General features: G+C 63.0%; 17 protein-coding genes. 13 read left to right on the top strand and 4 right to left on the bottom strand.

Annotated features, from left to right (window positions below; translation table 11 throughout):
* Positions 1-129: 129 nt before the first annotated feature.
* Positions 130-978, bottom strand: coding sequence for a shikimate dehydrogenase (locus tag LUU92_RS25130; protein ID WP_071489936.1), 849 nt, complete (start codon positions 976-978; stop codon positions 130-132).
* A complete protein-coding gene (gene aroQ / locus LUU92_RS25125; protein WP_010206717.1) occupies positions 975-1,424 on the bottom strand; it encodes a type II 3-dehydroquinate dehydratase in 450 nt (149 codons plus the stop codon). Before aroQ ends, LUU92_RS25130 begins: the two co-directional genes overlap by 4 nt.
* A gap of 206 nt (positions 1,425-1,630) precedes the next feature.
* Between aroQ and LUU92_RS25120 the strand changes: the two genes are divergently transcribed.
* From LUU92_RS25120 to LUU92_RS25080, 9 genes are all read left to right on the top strand, one after another.
* The gene (locus LUU92_RS25120) at positions 1,631-2,152 is read left to right on the top strand and encodes an RNA polymerase sigma factor (RefSeq protein WP_092248238.1); all 522 of its coding nucleotides are present in this window, start codon (positions 1,631-1,633) and stop codon (positions 2,150-2,152) included.
* Positions 2,153-2,215: 63 nt separating this feature from the next.
* On the top strand, positions 2,216-3,214 hold the full coding sequence (locus LUU92_RS25115; protein ID WP_071489938.1) for a FecR family protein: 999 nt from the start codon (positions 2,216-2,218) through the stop codon (positions 3,212-3,214).
* Between the two features lie 150 nt (positions 3,215-3,364).
* Positions 3,365-6,022 carry a TonB-dependent receptor gene (locus tag LUU92_RS25110; protein WP_257102801.1) on the top strand — a complete coding sequence of 886 codons (2,658 nt, stop codon included), beginning with the start codon at positions 3,365-3,367 and terminating at the stop codon, positions 6,020-6,022.
* Between the two features lie 81 nt (positions 6,023-6,103).
* Positions 6,104-6,724, top strand: a complete 621-nt coding sequence (locus LUU92_RS25105; RefSeq protein ID WP_257102800.1) for a heme acquisition protein HasA — start codon at positions 6,104-6,106, stop codon at positions 6,722-6,724.
* 162 nt (positions 6,725-6,886) lie between these two features.
* Complete coding sequence (locus LUU92_RS25100) at positions 6,887-8,623, top strand: type I secretion system permease/ATPase (RefSeq protein WP_257102799.1); 1,737 nt, start codon at positions 6,887-6,889, stop codon at positions 8,621-8,623.
* Positions 8,620-9,945, top strand: a complete 1,326-nt coding sequence (locus LUU92_RS25095) for an HlyD family type I secretion periplasmic adaptor subunit (protein WP_071489942.1) — start codon at positions 8,620-8,622, stop codon at positions 9,943-9,945. Before LUU92_RS25100 ends, LUU92_RS25095 begins: the two co-directional genes overlap by 4 nt.
* On the top strand, positions 9,942-11,255 hold the full coding sequence (locus LUU92_RS25090) for a TolC family outer membrane protein (RefSeq protein ID WP_257102798.1): 1,314 nt from the start codon (positions 9,942-9,944) through the stop codon (positions 11,253-11,255). The genes LUU92_RS25095 and LUU92_RS25090 overlap by 4 nt, the downstream gene beginning before the upstream one ends.
* Positions 11,256-11,389: 134 nt before the next feature.
* A complete protein-coding gene (locus tag LUU92_RS25085) occupies positions 11,390-11,818 on the top strand; it encodes a DUF4160 domain-containing protein (protein WP_257102797.1) in 429 nt (142 codons plus the stop codon).
* Complete coding sequence (locus LUU92_RS25080) at positions 11,815-12,282, top strand: DUF2442 domain-containing protein (protein WP_071489945.1); 468 nt, start codon at positions 11,815-11,817, stop codon at positions 12,280-12,282. The genes LUU92_RS25085 and LUU92_RS25080 overlap by 4 nt, the downstream gene beginning before the upstream one ends.
* On the opposite strand, the gene trmA is transcribed toward LUU92_RS25080, so the two are convergent.
* Both trmA and LUU92_RS25070 read right to left on the bottom strand, forming a co-directional pair.
* Positions 12,265-13,344 (bottom strand): tRNA (uridine(54)-C5)-methyltransferase TrmA, encoded by a 1,080-nt coding sequence (gene trmA / locus LUU92_RS25075; RefSeq protein WP_257102796.1) that lies wholly within the window; start codon positions 13,342-13,344, stop codon positions 12,265-12,267. The genes LUU92_RS25080 and trmA overlap by 18 nt on opposite strands.
* A complete protein-coding gene (locus LUU92_RS25070; RefSeq protein WP_058427718.1) occupies positions 13,341-14,636 on the bottom strand; it encodes an NCS2 family permease in 1,296 nt (431 codons plus the stop codon). The genes trmA and LUU92_RS25070 overlap by 4 nt, the downstream gene beginning before the upstream one ends.
* 173 nt (positions 14,637-14,809) lie before the next feature.
* Here LUU92_RS25070 and LUU92_RS25065 point away from each other — a divergent pair, with 173 nt between their 5' ends.
* The 4 genes from LUU92_RS25065 (at position 14,810) to LUU92_RS25050 (ending at position 19,025) form a co-directional block, all read left to right on the top strand.
* Positions 14,810-15,256: a DUF4879 domain-containing protein gene (locus LUU92_RS25065; RefSeq protein ID WP_071489947.1), complete on the top strand. Its 447-nt coding sequence runs from the start codon at positions 14,810-14,812 to the stop codon at positions 15,254-15,256.
* Between the two features lie 96 nt (positions 15,257-15,352).
* Positions 15,353-15,859: a (2Fe-2S)-binding protein gene (locus LUU92_RS25060; protein ID WP_071493627.1), complete on the top strand. Its 507-nt coding sequence runs from the start codon at positions 15,353-15,355 to the stop codon at positions 15,857-15,859.
* On the top strand, positions 15,856-16,845 hold the full coding sequence (locus LUU92_RS25055) for an FAD binding domain-containing protein (protein ID WP_071489949.1): 990 nt from the start codon (positions 15,856-15,858) through the stop codon (positions 16,843-16,845). The genes LUU92_RS25060 and LUU92_RS25055 overlap by 4 nt, the downstream gene beginning before the upstream one ends.
* A complete protein-coding gene (locus tag LUU92_RS25050) occupies positions 16,842-19,025 on the top strand; it encodes a xanthine dehydrogenase family protein molybdopterin-binding subunit (protein ID WP_257102795.1) in 2,184 nt (727 codons plus the stop codon). Before LUU92_RS25055 ends, LUU92_RS25050 begins: the two co-directional genes overlap by 4 nt.
* Positions 19,026-19,132 lie beyond the last annotated feature (107 nt).

Here is a 19,132-nt window from a genome sequence, read left to right as displayed (position 1 = left end):
TTGGAATGCATTTAAAATGTGGGAGGGGGCTTGCCCCCGATGACAGTGGGTCAGCTACAGATAAGCTGGCTGATCCACCGCTATCGGGGGCAAGCCCCCTCCCACATTTGGATTTTTATTCCAACTCAGTCAGGTATTCATGCACTGGAAGTGCGCCAGCATGCGCTGCGCATCCGGCACTTCCCCACAGAACAGCTCAAACGCCTTCACCGCCTGAAACACCGCCATGTTGCCGCCATCCAGGGTGCGACAGCCCAATGCGCGGGCATCGCGCAGCAGTTCGGTTTCCAGCGGGAAATACACGATTTCCGCCACCCACAGGTCTGCTCTTAGCAAAGCGGCGGGCACCGGTGTGCCGGGCAGCTTGGCCATGCCCATCGGCGTGGTGTTCACCAGCCCATCGGCCTCGGCCACGGCGTTTTCTACGTGGTTGCCCACTTGGGCGCGCCCTGGGCCGAAACGTAGCGTGAGGTTCTCCACCAGGTCGCGGGCACGGGCGGGGTCCACGTCGAAAATACTCAACTGTTGCACTCCCTCGGCCAGCAGCGCATGGGCCACTGCGGCACCTGCACCGCCGGCGCCCATCTGCACCACGCGTTGGCGGGCGACATCACTCAAGTTGCGCCGGAACCCTTCGGCAAATCCCAGGCAATCGGTGTTGTGGCCGATGCGCTTGCCGTCCTTGAACACCACCGTGTTGACCGCGCCAATGCCATGGGCCTCGTCGGACAGTTCATCGAGCAGCGGTAGGATAGCCTGCTTGCACGGGTAGGTAATGTTCAGCCCGGTAAAGCCCATGAGCTCGGCGGCGCGCAGCAGATCGGGCAAGGCGTCGATGCCCAACTGCCGGGGCTCAAGGTCGATCAGGCGGTACAAGTAGCGCAAACCTTGGGCATCGCCTTCCTGTTCATGCAGCGCGGGCGTGCGGGAAGCCTGGATGCCAGCGCCGATCAGGCCGGCGAGGATGCGTGTTTTCATCGGGCCGATCCTTTGAGCAACTGGCTGAAGTGTTCCAGCGCCAGGTGGTAGCCGTGGCTGCCGAACCCCGCGAGCACGGCCTTGGCGATGGGTGACACAAAGGAGTGATGACGGAACGCTTCGCGGGCATGCACGTTGGAGAGATGCACTTCGATCACCGGCACTTCACTGGCCACCAGCGCATCACGGATCGCCACCGAGGTGTGGGTCCAGGCCGCCGGGTTGATCACGATCCCGGCGCAGCGGGCGCGGGCGCCGTGGATCCAGTCGAGCAGTTCGCCTTCATGATTGGTCTGGCGGAATTCGATTTTCAGGCCCAGCTGTTCAGCGCTGCGGCCGCACAAGGCCGCCACATCGGCCAGGGTTTCATGGCCGTAGGTAGCGGGCTCGCGGGTGCCGAGCAGGTTGAGATTGGGACCGTTGAGCACCAGCACGATAGGCGGCATGGGGTGTTCTCCACAATTCTTGTTAGTTGTGCAGATAAAATGTACTGAATGGTTAATTTGGTCAATTGATGGCGGCGTATGTGTTCGATTATCGAACCGTTAATCAGGCCGTTCATAAAGGCGGATCAGATTAGATATCAATTGAAAATCATTCTCGACAATGCTTAAGATGCCCGCCTGTTTCCTTAACATTCCAGGGAGTCGGTTTGTCGGACGTGGATCTCAAAGGCCTGTTTCTCAAGCATGCCGATGCCTTGCGCGGGTATCTGGCGCGCAAGGTACGGGACCCGCAGTTGGCCGCAGACCTGGTGCAGGAGAGCTTCCTGCGCCTGGCGGAAAAGCCGGCGGGCGAGCGCATCGACAACTCCCAGGGCTATCTCTATCGAACGGCAAGCAATCTGCTGATCGACCATATTCGCCAGGAAGCGCGGCGCAAGACTGACTCCGTGCCCCATGAGGCGCTGGCCGAGATTGAAGATGACGTGGCCGGGTTGGAGGTTCAGGCAATGGCGCAGCAACAGCGACAGGCATTGAAGCAGGCACTGGCGGAGTTGCCGGAGCGCACCCAGCAGATTTTCCGCCTCAACCGCATCGAAGGCATGACCCATGCCCAGGTCGCCCGGCACCTGGACATCTCTGACAGCTGCGTCCAAAAGCACCTGGCCAAAGCGTTGGCCTACGTGATGCAACGCTTGCAGGAAGGCGAGAGGGCGCCATCCGACGAATGAATTACCGAAAAACGCCCGTTCACTCGTCACAGCGTTATATAACGAAAAATTCGAGATTCACACGTGAATAGCCAGGGTCCGCAGCAGCACAGCATTACCGAGGCGGCCGCCGAGTGGGCGGTGCGCCTGCACGCCGGTGCCCTGACCGAACAGGAGCAGGCCGAATTGCGGCATTGGATCGCCTGCGACAGCCGCCACGAAGCGGCATTGCGTTTTGCCGAACAGACCTGGGCGGCACTGGGCGAGGTGTACAAGGAACCCCCGGTGAACCGCCAGCGCCCGTCGACGGCGACGCAGCCTGTGCGCGGGACCAGGCGGCGCCGGCCATGGCAACGTGCGGCGGCCGTCGCGCTGGTCGTGGTGGTAGCCGGTGTCGGCTGGGTGCGTGGTCCGGACTTGTTGCTGCACATGCAGGCCGACTACATCACCGAGAAAGGCGAAGTGCGCACCGTGCACCTGGCCGATGGCAGCAAGGTTGAACTGGATTCCGCCAGTGCCATCCGCCTGGATTACGACAGTGTGCAACGCCGCATCAGCCTGCTGCAGGGCTCGGCGATCTTTGATGTGGCACCGAAGGTGGGCGAGGAAACCCGACCGTTCGTGGTGCAGAGCGCTGGCGGGCAGACCCGGGCGCTGGGCACGAAGTTTGTGGTGGAGCGCGAGGGCGACAGCCAGGCGTGGACCGGGGTGTTGGAACACAGTGTCGAGGTCACGCTGCAAGCCATCCCGAAAAAAGGCCCGGCCGACAAAGTGGTCAAACAAGGCCAGGCCGTACGCTACAGCACTCAGGAAGGCATCGTGCCTTTGGATCAACTCGACGTCGCGCGCGCCACCAGTTGGCGACGCGGTGTGTTGATCTTTGATCGCCAGCCGTTGGCCAATGTCATCGAACAACTCAACCGCTACCGTCCCGGGCGCGTGGTGTTGACTGACTCGGCCCTCGGCGAGCGTGAAGTCAGCGGCGTGTTCCGCCTCGACATGCTCGACACCGCCCTTGCCACGCTGACCCAGGAACTGCAGGTGCAACGCCTGGACCTGGCTGGCCTCAGCCTGATCTATTGATGACCCGGTGGGGGCCAGCTCCCACCGCCTGAAATCCCCCTTCCTGAAAAACTTTCAAAAAACCTTACTGACTTCGTGCGCGTCGCACGTCTTGCTAGGTGAGAAGCATTCGCATAAACAAGAAAGCGCTCAGCGCAGGGAACAACAGAAATGTCAGCACTCAACAAGGGGCGTATCACCGCAAGCCGGTTAGCCCTGGCCATCCACCTGGGCCTGTTCGCCGCTGTGGCTCCGGTATTCGCTGCTCAGTCTCAGGCGAATGCTGCACAACCTGCGGTGCTGATGCTGGATATCCCCGCGCAGTCCCTGGGCAGTGCTGTGCTGGCATTCGCCGACCAGGCCGGCCTGCAAGTGCTGTTCGACAGCCAGCGCCTGGCCGGTTTGCAGAGCACGGCCGTGAAAGGGCAATACAGCGTGCAGGAAGGTTTGGCGCGTCTGTTGGGGAATGCGCCGGTGGAGTATCGCTTCAATGGCGAACGCCAAGTCACCCTGACCCGCGTCGAGCAGAGCGGCGCCGCATTGGCACTGGCGACCACCACGATCACCGGCCTGCACCCCAACGACTGGGTGTATTCATCGCCACGGTCGGTGAGTGTGGTCGGGCGTGAGCAACTGGATCGAAACCCACCACGGCATGCCGCCGAGATGCTCGAAGAGGCGCCGGGCGTCTACTCGGCGGTCAGCCAGCAAGACCCCGGTTTGTCGGTGAATATTCGCGGCATCCAGGACTATGGCCGGGTCAACATGTCGGTGGACGGCATGCGTCAGAACTACCAGCAAAGTGGCCACCAGCAACGCAATGGCACGCTGTATGTCGACCCGGAATTGCTGTCGGAGGTGGTGATCGAAAAGGGCGCCACGTCCACGATGGGCGGCGCCGGGGTGATCGGTGGTGTGGCCAATTTTCGCACCGTGGAAGCCGCCGACCTGCTCAAGGGCGGCAAGGAAATCGGTGGGCGCATCCGCTTGACCACCGGGCTGGGTGGGCGCAGCAACGGCACGCATTTTATCGGCAGTTCGGCGTTTGCCGTGGGCACCGATGTGTGGGACATGTTGGTGGCTGCCAGTGAACGTCATCTCGGCGACTACAAACCCGGCACCCGGGGCAGCATCGGCGAGTTGCGCACCGGCAGTTCTTTCCTGCCGGCCAGTGAAGACCGGATCAAAAACTCCACCGTCGAGTACACCGGCTCGGTGATGCGTTCACGCCTGCTCAAGCTGGGTCTGAACCTGCCGGTGGATCAGCGTCTGCAATTGAGCTACCTGACCACCGAGGTCGACTACGACGACGTCAACATGATGACCGCCGAAAAGGCCCAGCTCTGGGAGAAGCTCGGCAGCAGCAATGTCACGGCGCAGAACTTCGCACTGGACTACAGCTACACGCCGGACAACCCGCTGATCGATTTCAAGGCCAAGCTCTACTACGTCGACACCCGCAATGACCAGACCACACTGACCCGTGGCAGCAGCAAGGGCTACGACGTTACCTATCAGACCAACACCTATGGTTTGCAGGCGCAGAACATCTCGACCTTCGCCTTGAGCGAGCTGTCGGTGATCAAGGCCAACTACGGCCTGGAGTTTTTCTACGACAAGGTCCGGCCGGATTCCAATCAAATGGTGGCCGCCGATTCGGCGGTGACGGCCTCGGCGGCGGAAAGCATCACGCCCAGAGGTGACCGGGCGATGGGCAGCCTGTTCGCGCGCCTGGACTACGACTACGACAACTGGCTGAACCTCAATGCCGGGTTGCGTTACGACCGCTATCGGCTGCGCGGCGAGACCGGCCTGAACACCCGTACCTTCATCATCGGCACCACGCGACAGATCGGCTTGCCCATGACTTATGACGTGGATCGGGAAGAGGGGCACTTCTCGCCGACCTTCGGCCTGTCAGTCAAGCCCGGCGTGGATTGGCTGCAACTGTTCGCCACGTACGGCAAGGGCTGGCGCCCTCCGGCCGTCACCGAAACACTGGTCAGCGGCCGGCCCCACGGCGGCGGTTCGGAGTCGATTTTCCCCAACCCGTACTTGAAGCCCGAGACGTCCACGGCCTGGGAGGTCGGCTTCAACGTGCTCAAGGAAGACCTGCTGTTCGCCGAGGACCGCGTGGGCATGAAGGTGTCCTACTTCAACACCCGCGTGGATGACTTTTCCTATATGGCCCTGGGGGTGCAGCCGCCCGGTTATGGCATCGCCAATATCGGCAATGCGGCGTATGTGAACAACCTGGAAACCACCCGTTTTCGCGGCCTCGAGTACCAGTTGGATTACGACGCCGGGTTCGCCTACGGCCAGTTCAACTACACGCGGATGCTCGGCAGTAATACGTTCTGCAGCAAGACCGCGTGGCTGGGTGGTGTCACCAAGATCCAGAAGGGGCCGGGCAGCCGAGCGCCGGTAGACGCGATGGTGCCGGACGACGTGGCCAATGCGGGTCAGAGCTGCAGCGCGATCCTGGGTTCCTCCGAACACATGCCGATGGACCGCGGCACCGCGACGCTGGGCGCACGCTTGTTCGAGCGCAAGTTGGATGTGGGGGTTCGTGCGCGCTACAGCGGCGGTTACTACGTCAAAGGTGGCGCCGGCGTGACCACCTCGCAAACCGGCGTCTACCCGGCCGACTGGAAGCCCTACACCGTCTATGACCTCTACAGCAGCTACCGCGCTACCGAGCAGTTGACCCTGCGCCTGGCCATGGAAAACGTCACCGACCGCGCCTACCTGGTGCCGCTGGGCGACGTACTGGCCTTCACCCTCGGGCGTGGGCGCACCTTGCAGGGCACCGTTGAATATCAGTTCTGACCGATTTTGCCCAGTGACGGGCAAAACCACAGCAGGCACTGGCTTGCTGCGGAGATACCACCCCATGACTTGGAGTTTTGCATGAGCATTTCTATTTCATACAGCACCGCCTACGCCGCGAACACCGTTGCCGAGTACCTGAGCGACTGGTCGGCTTACTTTGGTGACCTGAACCACCGTGAAGGGTCGGTCAAAGAGGGTTCGAATACCGGTGGTTTCAATCCTGGCCCGTTCGACGGCACCCAATATGGCGTGTCGAGCACCGTCAGCAATGCCGCGGTGGTGGCCAACGGCGACCTGCATTACACCTTGTTCAACCCGCCGTCGCACACCTTGTGGGGTTCGATCGACTCGCTGGACCTGGGCACCATTCTGACGGGCGGCGCTGCCGGCGGTAGCTACGCCCTCGCTGAGCAGGAAGTCAGCTTCGCCAACCTGGGCCTGTCGAGCCTGCAGTCCGAAGGCCGCGACGGCCAGGTGCACAAAATCGTCTACGGCCTGATGAGCGGCGACAGCTCGGCACTGGCGTCGGCGATCGACTCCCTGCTCAAGGACATCGACCCAAGCCTGTCGATCAACTCGACGTTCGACCAACTGGCCGCTGCCGGTGTGGCGCATGTGGACTCGGCTGCTGTCGCCGCCTCCGACGTGGCGCTGGTGGGCGTACAAGACGTGCCTCAGGACTTCGCCCTGGCCGCTTAAGCAAAAAAGCGAATGGAAGATCGCTCTCCCATTCGCCGCATGACACACCGCCGTCGTCCAAGCCTTCTATCTCTTCAGCGACGGCGGTGCCGAATTCTGCGCAGCGTCGTACAGCCTGTCAACGCGACGGCGCTGCCCGCTCAACCCTTTGAGAATCCCCAGATGCGCCACGCCGGCAACGAAACCCTGGCTGCCCTCACGGCCTATAAAAGTGGCTTCTTCAACATCGGCCTGTTCTCGGCGGTGATCAACCTGCTGATGCTCGCCCCGGCGCTGTACATGCTGCAGGTGTACGACCGGGTGCTGGCTTCGGGCAACCAGATGACCCTGCTCATGCTGACGCTGATGATCCTTGGCCTGTTCGGCCTGATGGGCGCGTTGGAGTGGGTGCGCAGCCAGGTGGTGATCCGTCTCGGCACGCAGATGGACATGCGTTTGAACCAGCGGGTGTACGACGCCGCGTATGAGGCGCAACTCAAGGGCGGCACCCAGGCGGCCGGCCAGGCGTTGCATGACCTGACCACGCTGCGTCAGTTCGCCACCGGCCAGGCGTTGTTCGCGTTTTTCGATGCGCCTTGGTTTCCGGTGTACCTGTTGGTGATCTTCCTGTTCCACCCCTGGCTCGGGCTGTTGGCGCTGGTCGGCGCAGTGCTGTTGATCGTGCTGGCGTGGGTCAACCACAACGTCAGTCAGGCGCCGATGGCGCTGGCCAGCCAACTGTCGATCAGCGCCAGCCAGCAGGCCACGGCTAACCTGCGCAATGCCGACACCATCGAAGCCATGGGCATGCTCGCTACCTTGCGCGCGCGTTGGTTCGGCCAGCACCAGGCGTTCCTGGCGCAGCAGAACCTGGCCAGTGAAAAGACCGCGACGGTCACCGCCTGGTCCAAGGGCGTGCGCCTGGCATTGCAGTCGCTGGTGCTGGGCCTGGGCGCGTTGCTCGCGGTGCAGGGCGACATCACGCCGGGGATGATGATCGCCGGTTCGATCCTCATGGGCCGCGTGCTCAGCCCCATCGACCAGTTGATCGGCGTGTGGAAGCAGTGGGGCTCGGCGCGCCTGGCGTTTGATCGCCTGTCACAGATGCTGGAGGCCAACCCGGCCCGGCCCGAACGCATGAGCCTGCCGGTGCCCAAGGGCCAACTGAGCGTCGAGCAAATCAGCGCCTGCGCCCCCGGCAGCCGTCGACCGGCGCTGGCCAACCTGGGTTTCAGCCTGGCGGCGGGCGAGGTACTGGGGGTGATCGGGCCGTCAGGCTGCGGCAAATCCACCCTGGCCCGGATCCTGGTGGGCGCCTGGGCACCCTTGGCCGGCAAGGTGCGGCTGGACGGTGCCGACCTGGCCTTGTGGGACAAACAGCAACTGGGCCCGCACATTGGCTACCTGCCGCAGGACATCCAGCTGTTCGCTGGCAGCATCGCGCAAAACATCGCGCGGTTTGCCGAGGTCGACGCGGACGAGGTCCTCGCCGCCGCACAAATGGCCGGCGTGCATGAGCTGATCCTGCAACTGCCGCAAGGCTACGACACGCCGTTGGGCGAAGGCGGCGCCGGGCTGTCCGGTGGCCAGAAACAGCGGGTCGGCCTGGCGCGTGCGCTGTACGGCCTGCCTGCGCTGATCGTGCTGGACGAGCCCAACGCCAACCTCGACGAAGTGGGCGAACAGGCCCTGCTCCAGGCCATCGGCCAGCTCAAGCAACAGCGTCGCACGGTGATCCTGATCACCCACAAGCCCAACGTACTGACCCTGACGGACCAGTTGCTGATCCTCAAGGACGGCCAGTTGCAGGCCTTCGGGCCGACGGCCCGCGTGTTGGAGGCACGGCAGAAACCGGCAGCGAGCAAGCCAGTGTCGACCCTGAACATGAGTTACCGCCTTGGTGAAGGAAAACAGGCATGAGCCAGAGCAAACCCGTGCTGATCAGTGACGCGCCGAACAATGTGCTGGCGCTGGATGATAAAAAATATTCGCGCCTGGGTTGGCTGCTGGTGCTCGGCGGTTTTGCCGGGTTTCTCGGCTGGGCAGCGTTGGCGCCGTTGGACAAGGGTGTTGCGGTGCCGGGCAAGGTCATGGTCTCGGGCCATCGCAAGACGGTGCAGCACCCGGCCGGGGGGATCGTGGAGCGCATCGAGGTGCGCGACGGTGATGTGGTCAGCGCCGGCCAGGTCCTGCTGCGCTTGAAAGAAACGCCTTTGCGCGGGCAGATGCAGTCCCTGCGCAGCCAGTACCTGGCATCCCTGGCCAGTGAGGCGCGCTTGAGTGCCGAAAGCGAAGGGCTGGCGGCGATCAGCTTCGGCCCCGAGCTGCTCAACGATCCCGAGGCGGCGGGCACGCTGAGCCTGCAACGGCAACTGTTCCAGAGCCGGGCCCAGGCACTGGCCACCGAGCAACAAGGCCTGCGCGAAACCATCGCCGGCGCCGAGGCGCAGTTGCGTGGCACGCGGGATTCGCAAGCGAGCAAAGTCCGGCAGCGGGCGGCGTTGAATGAGCAACTGCAAGGCCTGCGCGAGTTGGCGCGTGACGGTTACATCCCGCGCAACCGCCTGCTCGACAGCGAGCGCCTGTATTCCCAGATCGACGGCGCCATCGCCGAAGACGACGGGCGCATCGGCCAATTGCAGCGCCAGGTGATGGAACTGCGCCTGCGCATCCGCCAGCTTGGCGAAGACTTCCAGAAAGACCTGCGCGGCCAATTGGCCGAGACCCGCACCCGCAGCGACGACCTGCGCAATCGCCTGGCCTCGGCCGAGTTCGAACTGGCCAACAGCCTGGTGCGAGCGCCGGCGTCGGGCGTGGTGGTGGGGTTGGACGTGTACACCGAAGGTGGCGTGATCAAGCCCGGCCAGGCGTTGATGGACATCGTGCCCCAGGGCGAGCCCTTGCTGGTGGAGGCGCGGGTGCCGGTGCAGATGGTCGACAAAGTGCATCCGGGCTTGCCGGTGGAGTTGATGTTCTCGGCGTTCAACCAATCCACCACGCCACGGGTGGCCGGTGAGGTGACCCTGGTTTCGGCGGACCGCCAGGTCGATGAGCGCACCGACGAGCCCTACTACACGCTGCGTGCCCAGGTCAGCGCGGCGGGAATGCAGCAACTGGACGGCGTGCAGATCCGTCCGGGCATGCCGGTGGAAACCTTCGTCAAGACCGGGGAGCGCTCGATGCTCAACTACCTGTTCAAACCGTTGATGGATCGCACCCACATGGCGCTGGTGGAAGAATGAAGGCGCTGCTGTTTACCTTGTGTTTGGGGTGTACCTCGGCGCACGCCTTGGGTTTGCTGGATGCCTACGACCTGGCCCTGCGCAATGACCCGACCTTTCAGGCCGCGATCCAGGCGCGTGAAGCCGGTGAAGAAAACCGCGTGATCGGCCGCGCGGCGCTGTTGCCGAACCTATCGTGGAGCTACAACAACTCGCGCAACGAATCCGAAGTGACGGCGGGTGATGTCACCAGTGACCGTGACTACCGCAGTTACGCGTCGACCCTGACCTTGCAACAACCGCTGCTGGATTACGAGGCCTACGCGCGCTTTCGCCAGGGCACCGCCCAGGCGTTGATGGCCGATGAACGCTTTCGCGGCAAGAGCCAGGAGTTGGCGGTGCGGGTGCTCAACGCCTACAGCCAGGCTTTATTGGCCCAGGAGCGAATCGAGCTGAGCCGCGCACAGAAACGTGCGTATGCCGAGCGCCTGCAACTCAATGACCGCCTGCTCAAAGGCGGCGAAGGCACGCGCACCGATGTGCTGGAAACCCAGGCGCGCCTGAGTCTGGCCCAGGCCGAAGAAATCGAATCGCAAGACGCCCAGGACAGTGCCCTGCGCGAGCTGGAAGCCATCGTCGGCCAATCGTTGCAGATCGAAGAACTGGCGCCACTGACGCGCCAATTCGAGATCCCGCCGCTGGAACCCAACCGTTTCGAAACCTGGCGCGAACTGGCCATGGCCAACAACCCTGAACTCCAATCCCAGCACCACGCCCTGGACGTGGCCGCCTATGAAGTGGAGCGCAAACGCGCCGGGCACCTGCCCAAGGTCAGCCTGTACGCCTCCAGCCGCCAGACCCACTCCGACTCGGAGAGCAGCTACAACCAGAAGTACGACACCAACACCGTCGGCATCCAGGTCAGCCTGCCGCTGTTTGCCGGTGGCGGCGTATCGGCCTCTACGCGCCAGGCGGCGAACCAGCTGTCTCAAGCCCAGTACGAGCTGGACGCGCAAACCTCGGCCACGCTGGTGGAGTTGCGCAAACAGTTCAACCTCAATACCAGCGGCGCGGCCAAAGTGCGTGCTTATGAAATGGCCGTCAGCTCTGCCACGGCTTTAGTCGCTGCGACGAAAAAGAGTGTGGCCGGCGGTGAACGGGTCAACCTCGACGTACTCGACGCCGAGCAGCAACTGTTCACTGCCCGCCGCGACCTGGCGAATGCGCGGCATGCGTATCTGCTGGCGAGGATTCAGTTGAAGTATTACGCGGGGTTGCTGAGAGAGCAGGACTTGCGGGCCTTGGCGGGGTATTTCCAGCCCTCGGCATGAGTGGTTACAACCCGGCATTCGCCGGGTTTTTTGTGCTTACTAATCTGTGAATCAGCTTCGGGAAATGGGGCCGGTTGTCGGGTGACAGGGGAAAATTGTTACCTGGCGGAAAATAACCTAACGGATGGGTTACGATGCGAGTAGGCAATTACAAAGGATATGTGATTTCGGTGTTTATCAGGGATGAGCATTGCCCGCCCCATGTGCATGTGCGGGGGAAGGAATGGGATGCGCGTTTTCGTTTCAGCTTTCTGGACGGGGACGTGGAGTTGTGGGACGTAGAGCCTGAGCGGCGGCGGCCACCCATGGCGGTTTTGAAAGAAATACGCTGGGCGATCATGCAGCGGCATTACTTGGCGCGTGCACCTAGGCTCTGGTGGGAATACCTGCAAACGGTCTGCCTCGAGAATCATTCCTGGGATTGGGAGGCCGGTGAGTGGGTGCCAGGGTTGGTTATTCGACGTGGAGTCCACGTCATCGCAAGTGCTCGGCACGATGTCGTAGCGCAGAGGACAATTTTGAATCTGGTACGAGCACCAGACTGCGTGGGGATTGATCTATGAAAATCGTAAAAGCCAAAGTTGTACCCTATAAACCGCTCACTGAGGCCGACGTCGAAAAGGCGATAGCCCGAGGGCGCAAGACACGGCACCTTTATGCCCGTGCCAGCGCTGTGCGTTATGAAGACAACTGCATTTCCATCGGCTTCAGCGACGGTAGTCGCGTTGTACTGCCGGTAGCGGGTCTGCCCGAGTTCGCAGGGTTTTCCCTGGAGGACTTTGAGCAACTGGAAGTCGGCTTTGGCGGAAAGGCGCTGTGCTGTGAGGCCCAAGACCTGGATGTTTCGATCACGGGCCTGATTGCCACCAGCAAACCCCTGATGGACCTGGCGATCAGCCTGGTTGCTTCGCGCAACGGTCGCAAAAGCAGCGCCGCCAAAGCCGCCGCCGCCCGCGCCAATGGCAAGAAGGGCGGGCGGCCGCGCAAGAAGGAACCGGAGGACGTCGAGTTACCGCCGAGTCAATAACACCCCGGATTCCATGTGGTGCGTCCACGGAAACTGGTCAAACATCGCGCATTTCGTAATCTTATGCGTGTCATGCAGTTGCGCGATGTTCGCCGCCAACGTCTCCGGGTTGCAGGAGATGTACAGGATGTTGTCGAAACGTCGGGTCAGTTCGCAGGTGTCCGGGTCCATGCCGGCGCGCGGTGGGTCGACGAACACGCTGCCGAATTCGTAGCTTTTCAGGTCGATGCCGTGCAGGCGGCGGAACGGGCGCACTTCGTTGAGGGCTTCGGTGAGTTCTTCGGCAGAGAGACGCACCAGCGTGACGTTACCCACCGCGTTTTCATCGAGGTTGCTCAGGGCCGCATTCACCGAGGTCTTGCTGATTTCGGTAGCCAGCACGTTGCGCACGCGCGTCGCCAGGGGCAGGGTGAAGTTGCCGTTGCCGCAGTACAGCTCCAGCAAATCATCCGGGCGATCGCCCAGGGCGTCGTAGGCCCAGTTGAGCATCTTCTGGTTCACCGTGCCGTTGGGCTGGGTGAAGGCACCTTCGGGCTGGCGGTAGCTGAAGGTACGGCCGCCGACTTCGAGCTTTTCCACCACGTAGTCATGGCCGATCACATCGCGCTTGCCCTTGGAGCGGCCGATGATGCTGACATTCAAGTCGGCAGCCAGCTGGTTGGCGGCGGTGTGCCAGTCCTCGTCCAGCGGGCGGTGATAGCACAGGGTGATCATCGCGTCGCCGGCCAGGGTGGTGAGGAACTCCACCTGGAACAGCTTGTGGCTCAGGGCGGCACTGGCTTGCCAGGCGGCCTTGAGCTGCGGCATCAACTGGTTGATGCGCTGGCTGGCGATGGGGAACGCTTCGATCAGGATCGGCGTGCGCTTGTCGTCCTGGGAGAACATCGCGTAGTGGCGTTCACCGCCTTCGCGCCACAGGCGGAACTCCGCGCGCAGGCGGAAGTGCTGCAGCGGCGAGTCGAAGACCTGCGGCTCGGGCGCGTCGAACGGTGCCAACAGGTCACGCAAGCGCGTGACCTTGTCTTGCAGTTGAGCGGTGTAGCGTGCGGCGTCAAAAGTCATGCGTTGAACCAGCCCAGCTTGATCACGAACAGAATCGACAGAATCACCAGCGCCGGGTTCAGCTCACGGTAGCGGCCCGAAAGCAGCTTGATGGCGGTCCAGGCGATGAAACCGAAGGCGATGCCGTTGGCGATGGAGTAGGTGAAAGGCATTGCCAGGGCGGTGATCACCACCGGCGCTGCTACGGTAATGTCGTCCCAGTCGATTTCGGCCAGGCCCTGGGTCATCAGCACCGCCACGAACAGCAAGGCCGGCGCGGTGGCGAAGGCTGGGACGCTGGCGGCCAGTGGCGAGAAGAACAACGCCAGCAGGAACAGGATCGCGACCACGATGGCGGTCAAGCCGGTGCGGCCGCCGGCGCTCACGCCCGCCGCCGACTCGATGTAGCTGGTGGTGGTCGAGGTGCCGAGCAGGGAACCGGCCATGGCGGCGGTGCTGTCGGCGATCAGCGCACGGCCCATTTTTGGCATGTGGCCATCCTTGCCCATCAGGCCGGCACGCTTTGCCACGCCGATCAGGGTGCCGGAGTTATCGAACAGGTCGACGAACAGGAAGGCGAAGATCACGCTGACCAGGCCGATATCCAGCGCGCCCTTGATATCCAGCTGCAGGAAGGTCGGGGCCAGGGACGGTGGCATCGACGTGACGCCGCCAAAAGGCGTGACGCCCAGCAGGATGGACACGAGGGTCACCGCCAGGATGCCGATCAGCACCGCGCCGCGCACGGCCAGGGCTTCCAGGGCCACGATCAGCACGAAGCCGAGGGTGGCGAGAATCGGTGCCGGTTGTTTCAAGTCGCCCAGGCCCACCATGGTGGCCGGGTTGCTGACCACGATGCCGGCGTTGTGCAGGGCGATCAAAGCCAGGAACAGGCCGATACCGGCGGCAATCGCCGAGCGCAGGGGCAGGGGGATGGCGTTGATGATCCACTCACGGATACGGAAGATCGACAACAGGAAGAACAACACCGCCGAAATGAACACCGCACCCAGCGCCACCTGCCAGGTGTGGCCCATGTGCAGCACCACGGTGTAGGTAAAGAAGGCGTTGAGGCCCATGCCCGGCGCGAGGGCGATCGGGTAGTTGGCGATCAGGCCCATCACGGTCGAGCCGATGGCGGCCGCCAGGCAGGTCGCGACGAACACCGCGCCCTTGTCCATGCCGGTCTCGCCGAGGATGCTCGGGTTCACGAACAGGATGTAGGCCATGGCCAGGAATGTCGTGATGCCCGCGAGGATCTCGGTGCGCACGTTGGTGTTGTGTGCCTTGAGTTGAAACAGCTTTTCCAGCATGCCTGCTCCCTGTGACGCTCTGTGGCGTCGTGATTTGTTGACCTCTAAGTCAAAGCACAAACTGCGCCAAGCGCCTTTGGTTTCAGAGAGGATCGGAAAAAGCGGCGCATCATACCAGCAGCCGAGGCCTTGAGGCATACTGCGCCGACGTTTAAACCAAGGTCATCTGCAACATGAAAAACGCCAGCCCGTGGAGTCTAGCCCTGATCCCCTGTATCAGCCTGTTGCTCGGCGCAGCACCGGCCTGGGGCGCGACTGCACCGCCGTTGAGCGAAGTGCGCGTGTTCAAGGTTGAATCGGCGGCGTGCACGGAAACCATCCCCGAGCGCGCACAAAGCACGCAGATGTGCACGCACCGTGGGCCCACCAAGGTGTCAGTCATGGAAGTCGGCCTGGGAAACAACCCCATGGGCCGCTTTGATGGCGCAGAGCTCAATGGGCAGCGCACGGCGGTCTGCCAGGTCGGCAACATCAGCGAAGCCTGCAACGGGGCCGGCACACTGATGGGCTACATCTATGTATTTGACCTGAACGTGGAGGCCCAGGGCTGGTTCCAATACAGCAATTCCTCGATCAACCCCCCGCAGAACACCCTGACGACGCTGCTCAATATCCGCTGATCAATCACCTTGAACGCTCATTACCCCGGGAAGTCGTACCCCTGAGACGGCGATTTCCCTGAACGCCGCGGATGTCCACCAACCCGTGAGGTGTTTATGAGCGCAACCCCCAATGGCGCGGCGGCCCAACCGTTCGTCAGCCACTCGATACGCCTGAGCCTCAACGGCCAGGACCGCCAACTGGATGTGTTGCCGTGGACCACACTGCTCGACCTTCTGCGCGAGCAACTTGACCTTGTCGGTAGCAAAAAAGGCTGCGACCACGGCCAATGCGGCGCCTGCACGGTATTGCGCGACGGCAAGCGGATCAATGCCTGCCTGACCCTGGCGGTGATGTGCGACGGCGCCGAGCTGACCACTATCGAAGGCCTGGCCGACGGCGACCAACTGCACCCGATGCAGCAGGCGTTTATCAAGCACGACGCCTTCCAGTGCGGCTACTGCACCCCCGGCCAGATCTGTTCCGCCGTGGGCCTGGCCAATGAAGGCCGTGCCCACGACACCGCGCAGATTCAGGAGCTGATGAGCGGCAACCTTTGCCGCTGTGGCGCCTACAGCAATATCCGTGATGCCATCGAGGAAGTCCTGGAGGGCAAACCATGAACCCCTTCCATTACAGCAGGCCGACCGGCGTGCAGGAGGCCGTGCACCTCAGCAGCGCCGCATCGCGCTTTATCGCCGGCGGCACCAACCTGCTAGACCTGATGAAAGAAAACATCAGCCGCCCCGAACACCTCATCGACATCACCGGCCTGCCGCTGCATGACATTCAGCAAACGTCCAGTGGCGGACTGTTGATCGGCGCCCTGGTGAGCAATGCCGACCTGGCCTGGCACCCGTTGATCGAACAGCGTTACCCGTTGCTCTCCCAAGCCATCCTCGCCGGTGCCTCGCCGCAGCTGCGCAATATGGCCAGTACCGGCGGCAACCTGTTGCAGCGCACCCGCTGCTACTACTTCTATGACGCCACGGTACCGTGCAACAAGCGCGAGCCCGGCAGTGGCTGCCCGGCGCGCACCGGCTTGAACCGCATCCATGCGATCCTCGGTGCCAGTGAGCAGTGTGTCGCTACCCATCCTTCGGACATGTGTGTCGCCCTGGCGGCATTGGCGGCGCGGGTGCATGTCGAGGGCCGTGGCGGTGCGCGGATCATCGAGTTCGCCGACTTCCACCGCCTGCCCGGTGATACGCCGCAACGGGACAACCTGCTGGCCGACGATGAGCTGATCACCGCCGTCGAACTGCCTGCCGACAACCTGGCAAGCCATAGCAACTACCTGAAGATTCGCGACCGCGCCTCTTACGCCTTCGCCTTGGTGTCTGTCGCTGCAGCCCTTGAGCTGGACGGCGACCGCATCATTGATGCGCGCCTGGCGCTCGGCGGCGTGGCCCACAAACCCTGGCGCGACCGCGCGGTGGAAGCCGGGCTGATCGGCCAGGTTGTCAGCCGCGAAACCTTCAGCCAAGCCGCCGACGCCCTGTTGCAAGACGCGGAACCCTTGGAACACAACGGCTTCAAGATCAAGTTGGCGCGCCGGGGCATCATTCGTGCCCTGAGTGACGCCGCTGTTGCAGGAGAACGCCCATGACTGCCATCGGCAAACCCTTGGACCGGGTCGACGGTCTGCTCAAGGTTACCGGCCAGGCGCGTTACGCCGGTGAGTTTCCCGAGGAGGGCCTGCTGCATGGCAGCGTGGTGTCCAGCACCGTCGCCAAGGGCCGCGTGCTGCGTATCGACGCTTCCAGGGCGTTGGCGCTGCCGGGGGTGGTGGCGGTAATTGATCACCTCAACCGGCCAAGAATCGCCAGCTACGACGACGCTTTCCAGGACGACGACGCGGCCGACGGCTCGCCGTTCCGCCCGCTGTACAACGACCGTGTGCTGTACAGCGGCCAACCCCTGGCCTTGGTGATCGCCGACAACCTTGAATTGGCGCGGCATGCCGGCTCCCTGGTGGAGATCGAGTACGCAACCGAAGCCTTCGAAACCAACCTGCTGGCCATGCAGGAACAGGCCTATGCCTCGCCGCAAACCCCGCCCAAGCCGCGCGGCAACTTCCAGGCCGAGTGGAGCGGCGCCGCCGTCAGCCTGGACCTGCACTACAGCACGCCCGTCGAACATCACAACCCGATGGAGCCCCACGCCAGCACCGTGCTGTATCAGCCGGACGGCACCCTGCATATCCATGACAAGACCCAGGGCCCGCAGAACTGCCAGGCCTATGTGCAAAAAGTCTTCGGCCTGGATAAAAGCCAGGTGCGCATCTTTGCCGCGTTCGTCGGCGGTGCGTTTGGCTCCGGTTTGCGCCCGCAGTACCAATTGCCGCTGGCGGTGATGGCGTCCCTGGCGCTCAAACGCTCGGTGCGCGTTACCCTGACTCGCCAACAGATGTTTACCTTCGGCTACCGCCCGCGCACCCTGCAGCGTTTGCAAATGGGCGCGGCCGCCGACGGTCGTTTGCTCGCGCTGGGCCACACCGCTATCGGCCAGACCTCGCGCTTCGAGGATTTCAGCGAACATGTGGTGGAGTGGAGCGGCATGCTCTATCACTGCGACAACGTGCAACTGACCTACAACCTGGTGCCCCTGGACGTGTTCACGCCCCTGGACATGCGCGCACCTGGCGCAGCGCTCGGGGTGATCGGCCTGGAGTGCGCCATGGATGAACTGGCCTGCGCCTTGGGAATCGACCCGGTGCAACTGCGGCTGATCAACTACGCCGAGCGCAACCAGAACGAAGACAAACCCTGGTCAAGCAAGGCCCTGCGCGAATGCTACAGCGAAGGTGCCGAGCGTTTCGGCTGGAGCCAGCGTAACCCGGAACCGCGCAGCATGCGCGACGGTCGCCAGTTGATCGGCTGGGGCATGGCCGGCGGGGTGTGGGAAGCCATGCAGATGAAGGCCAGCGCCAAGGCGCGGATCGACGCGCAGGGCAAGTTGACGGTCAGCAGCGCCACCACCGATATCGGCACCGGCACTTACACGGTGATGACCCAGATTGCCGCGCAGGCCAGTGGCGTGGCGGTCGAGGACGTGGTCTTTGTGTTGGGCGATTCCTCATTGCCTACCGCGCCACTGCAGGGCGGCTCGTTTACCGTGTCTTCGGTGGGCACGGCGGTGCAGCAGGCCTGCGAAGCGTTGACCGGCAAACTGCTGGCTATTGCTCGGCAGACTTACCCGGTCTTCACGCAGGCCGAATCCGTACGCTTTGAAGACGGCCAGTTGCACACCGGTGACGTGAGTGTGTCGTTGGCGCAATTGGTCAAGGACAGTGGCGAAGACGCGCTGGAGGTGCAGGTCGACAGCGAACCCGGCAAAAAACGCGAGGGCTACAGCACCGCCACCCATTCGGCCGTCTTCGTCGAGGTGCAGGTGGATGAGGACCTGGGCACCATCAAGGTCAGCCGCGTGGTCAGTGCGATTGCCGCCGGGCGCGTGGTCAACCCCAAGATGGCCCGCAGCCAGATTCTCGGCGGGGTGGTGTGGGGCATCGGTATGGCGCTGCATGAGGAAACCCAGACGGATCATCAGTTGGGGCGCTTCATGAACCACAGCCTGGCCGAGTACCACATCCCGGTGAACGCGGACATCGGCGAGATAGACGTGGTGTTTGTCGAGGAGCATGACGAGATCGTCAACGCCCTCGGGTCCAAGGGCGTGGGGGAGATCGGCATCGTCGGCGTCGCGGCGGCGGTGGCCAATGCGATTTATCACGCCACCGGCAAACGGGTGCGGGAGTTTCCCGTCACCCTGGACAAGGTGCTCTGACACGCTCTAGCCAGCACTGGTTATCCAAGTGTGGGAGGGGGCTTGCCCCCGATGGGGGGTGTCAGTCAACGATGCTGTGACTGACATGGCGCTATCGGGGGCAAGCC

The organism is Pseudomonas extremorientalis (genome assembly GCF_024584605.1).
Classification (GTDB): domain Bacteria; phylum Pseudomonadota; class Gammaproteobacteria; order Pseudomonadales; family Pseudomonadaceae; genus Aquipseudomonas; species Aquipseudomonas extremorientalis.
This window is presented reverse-complemented; position numbering and strand designations above follow the sequence as displayed.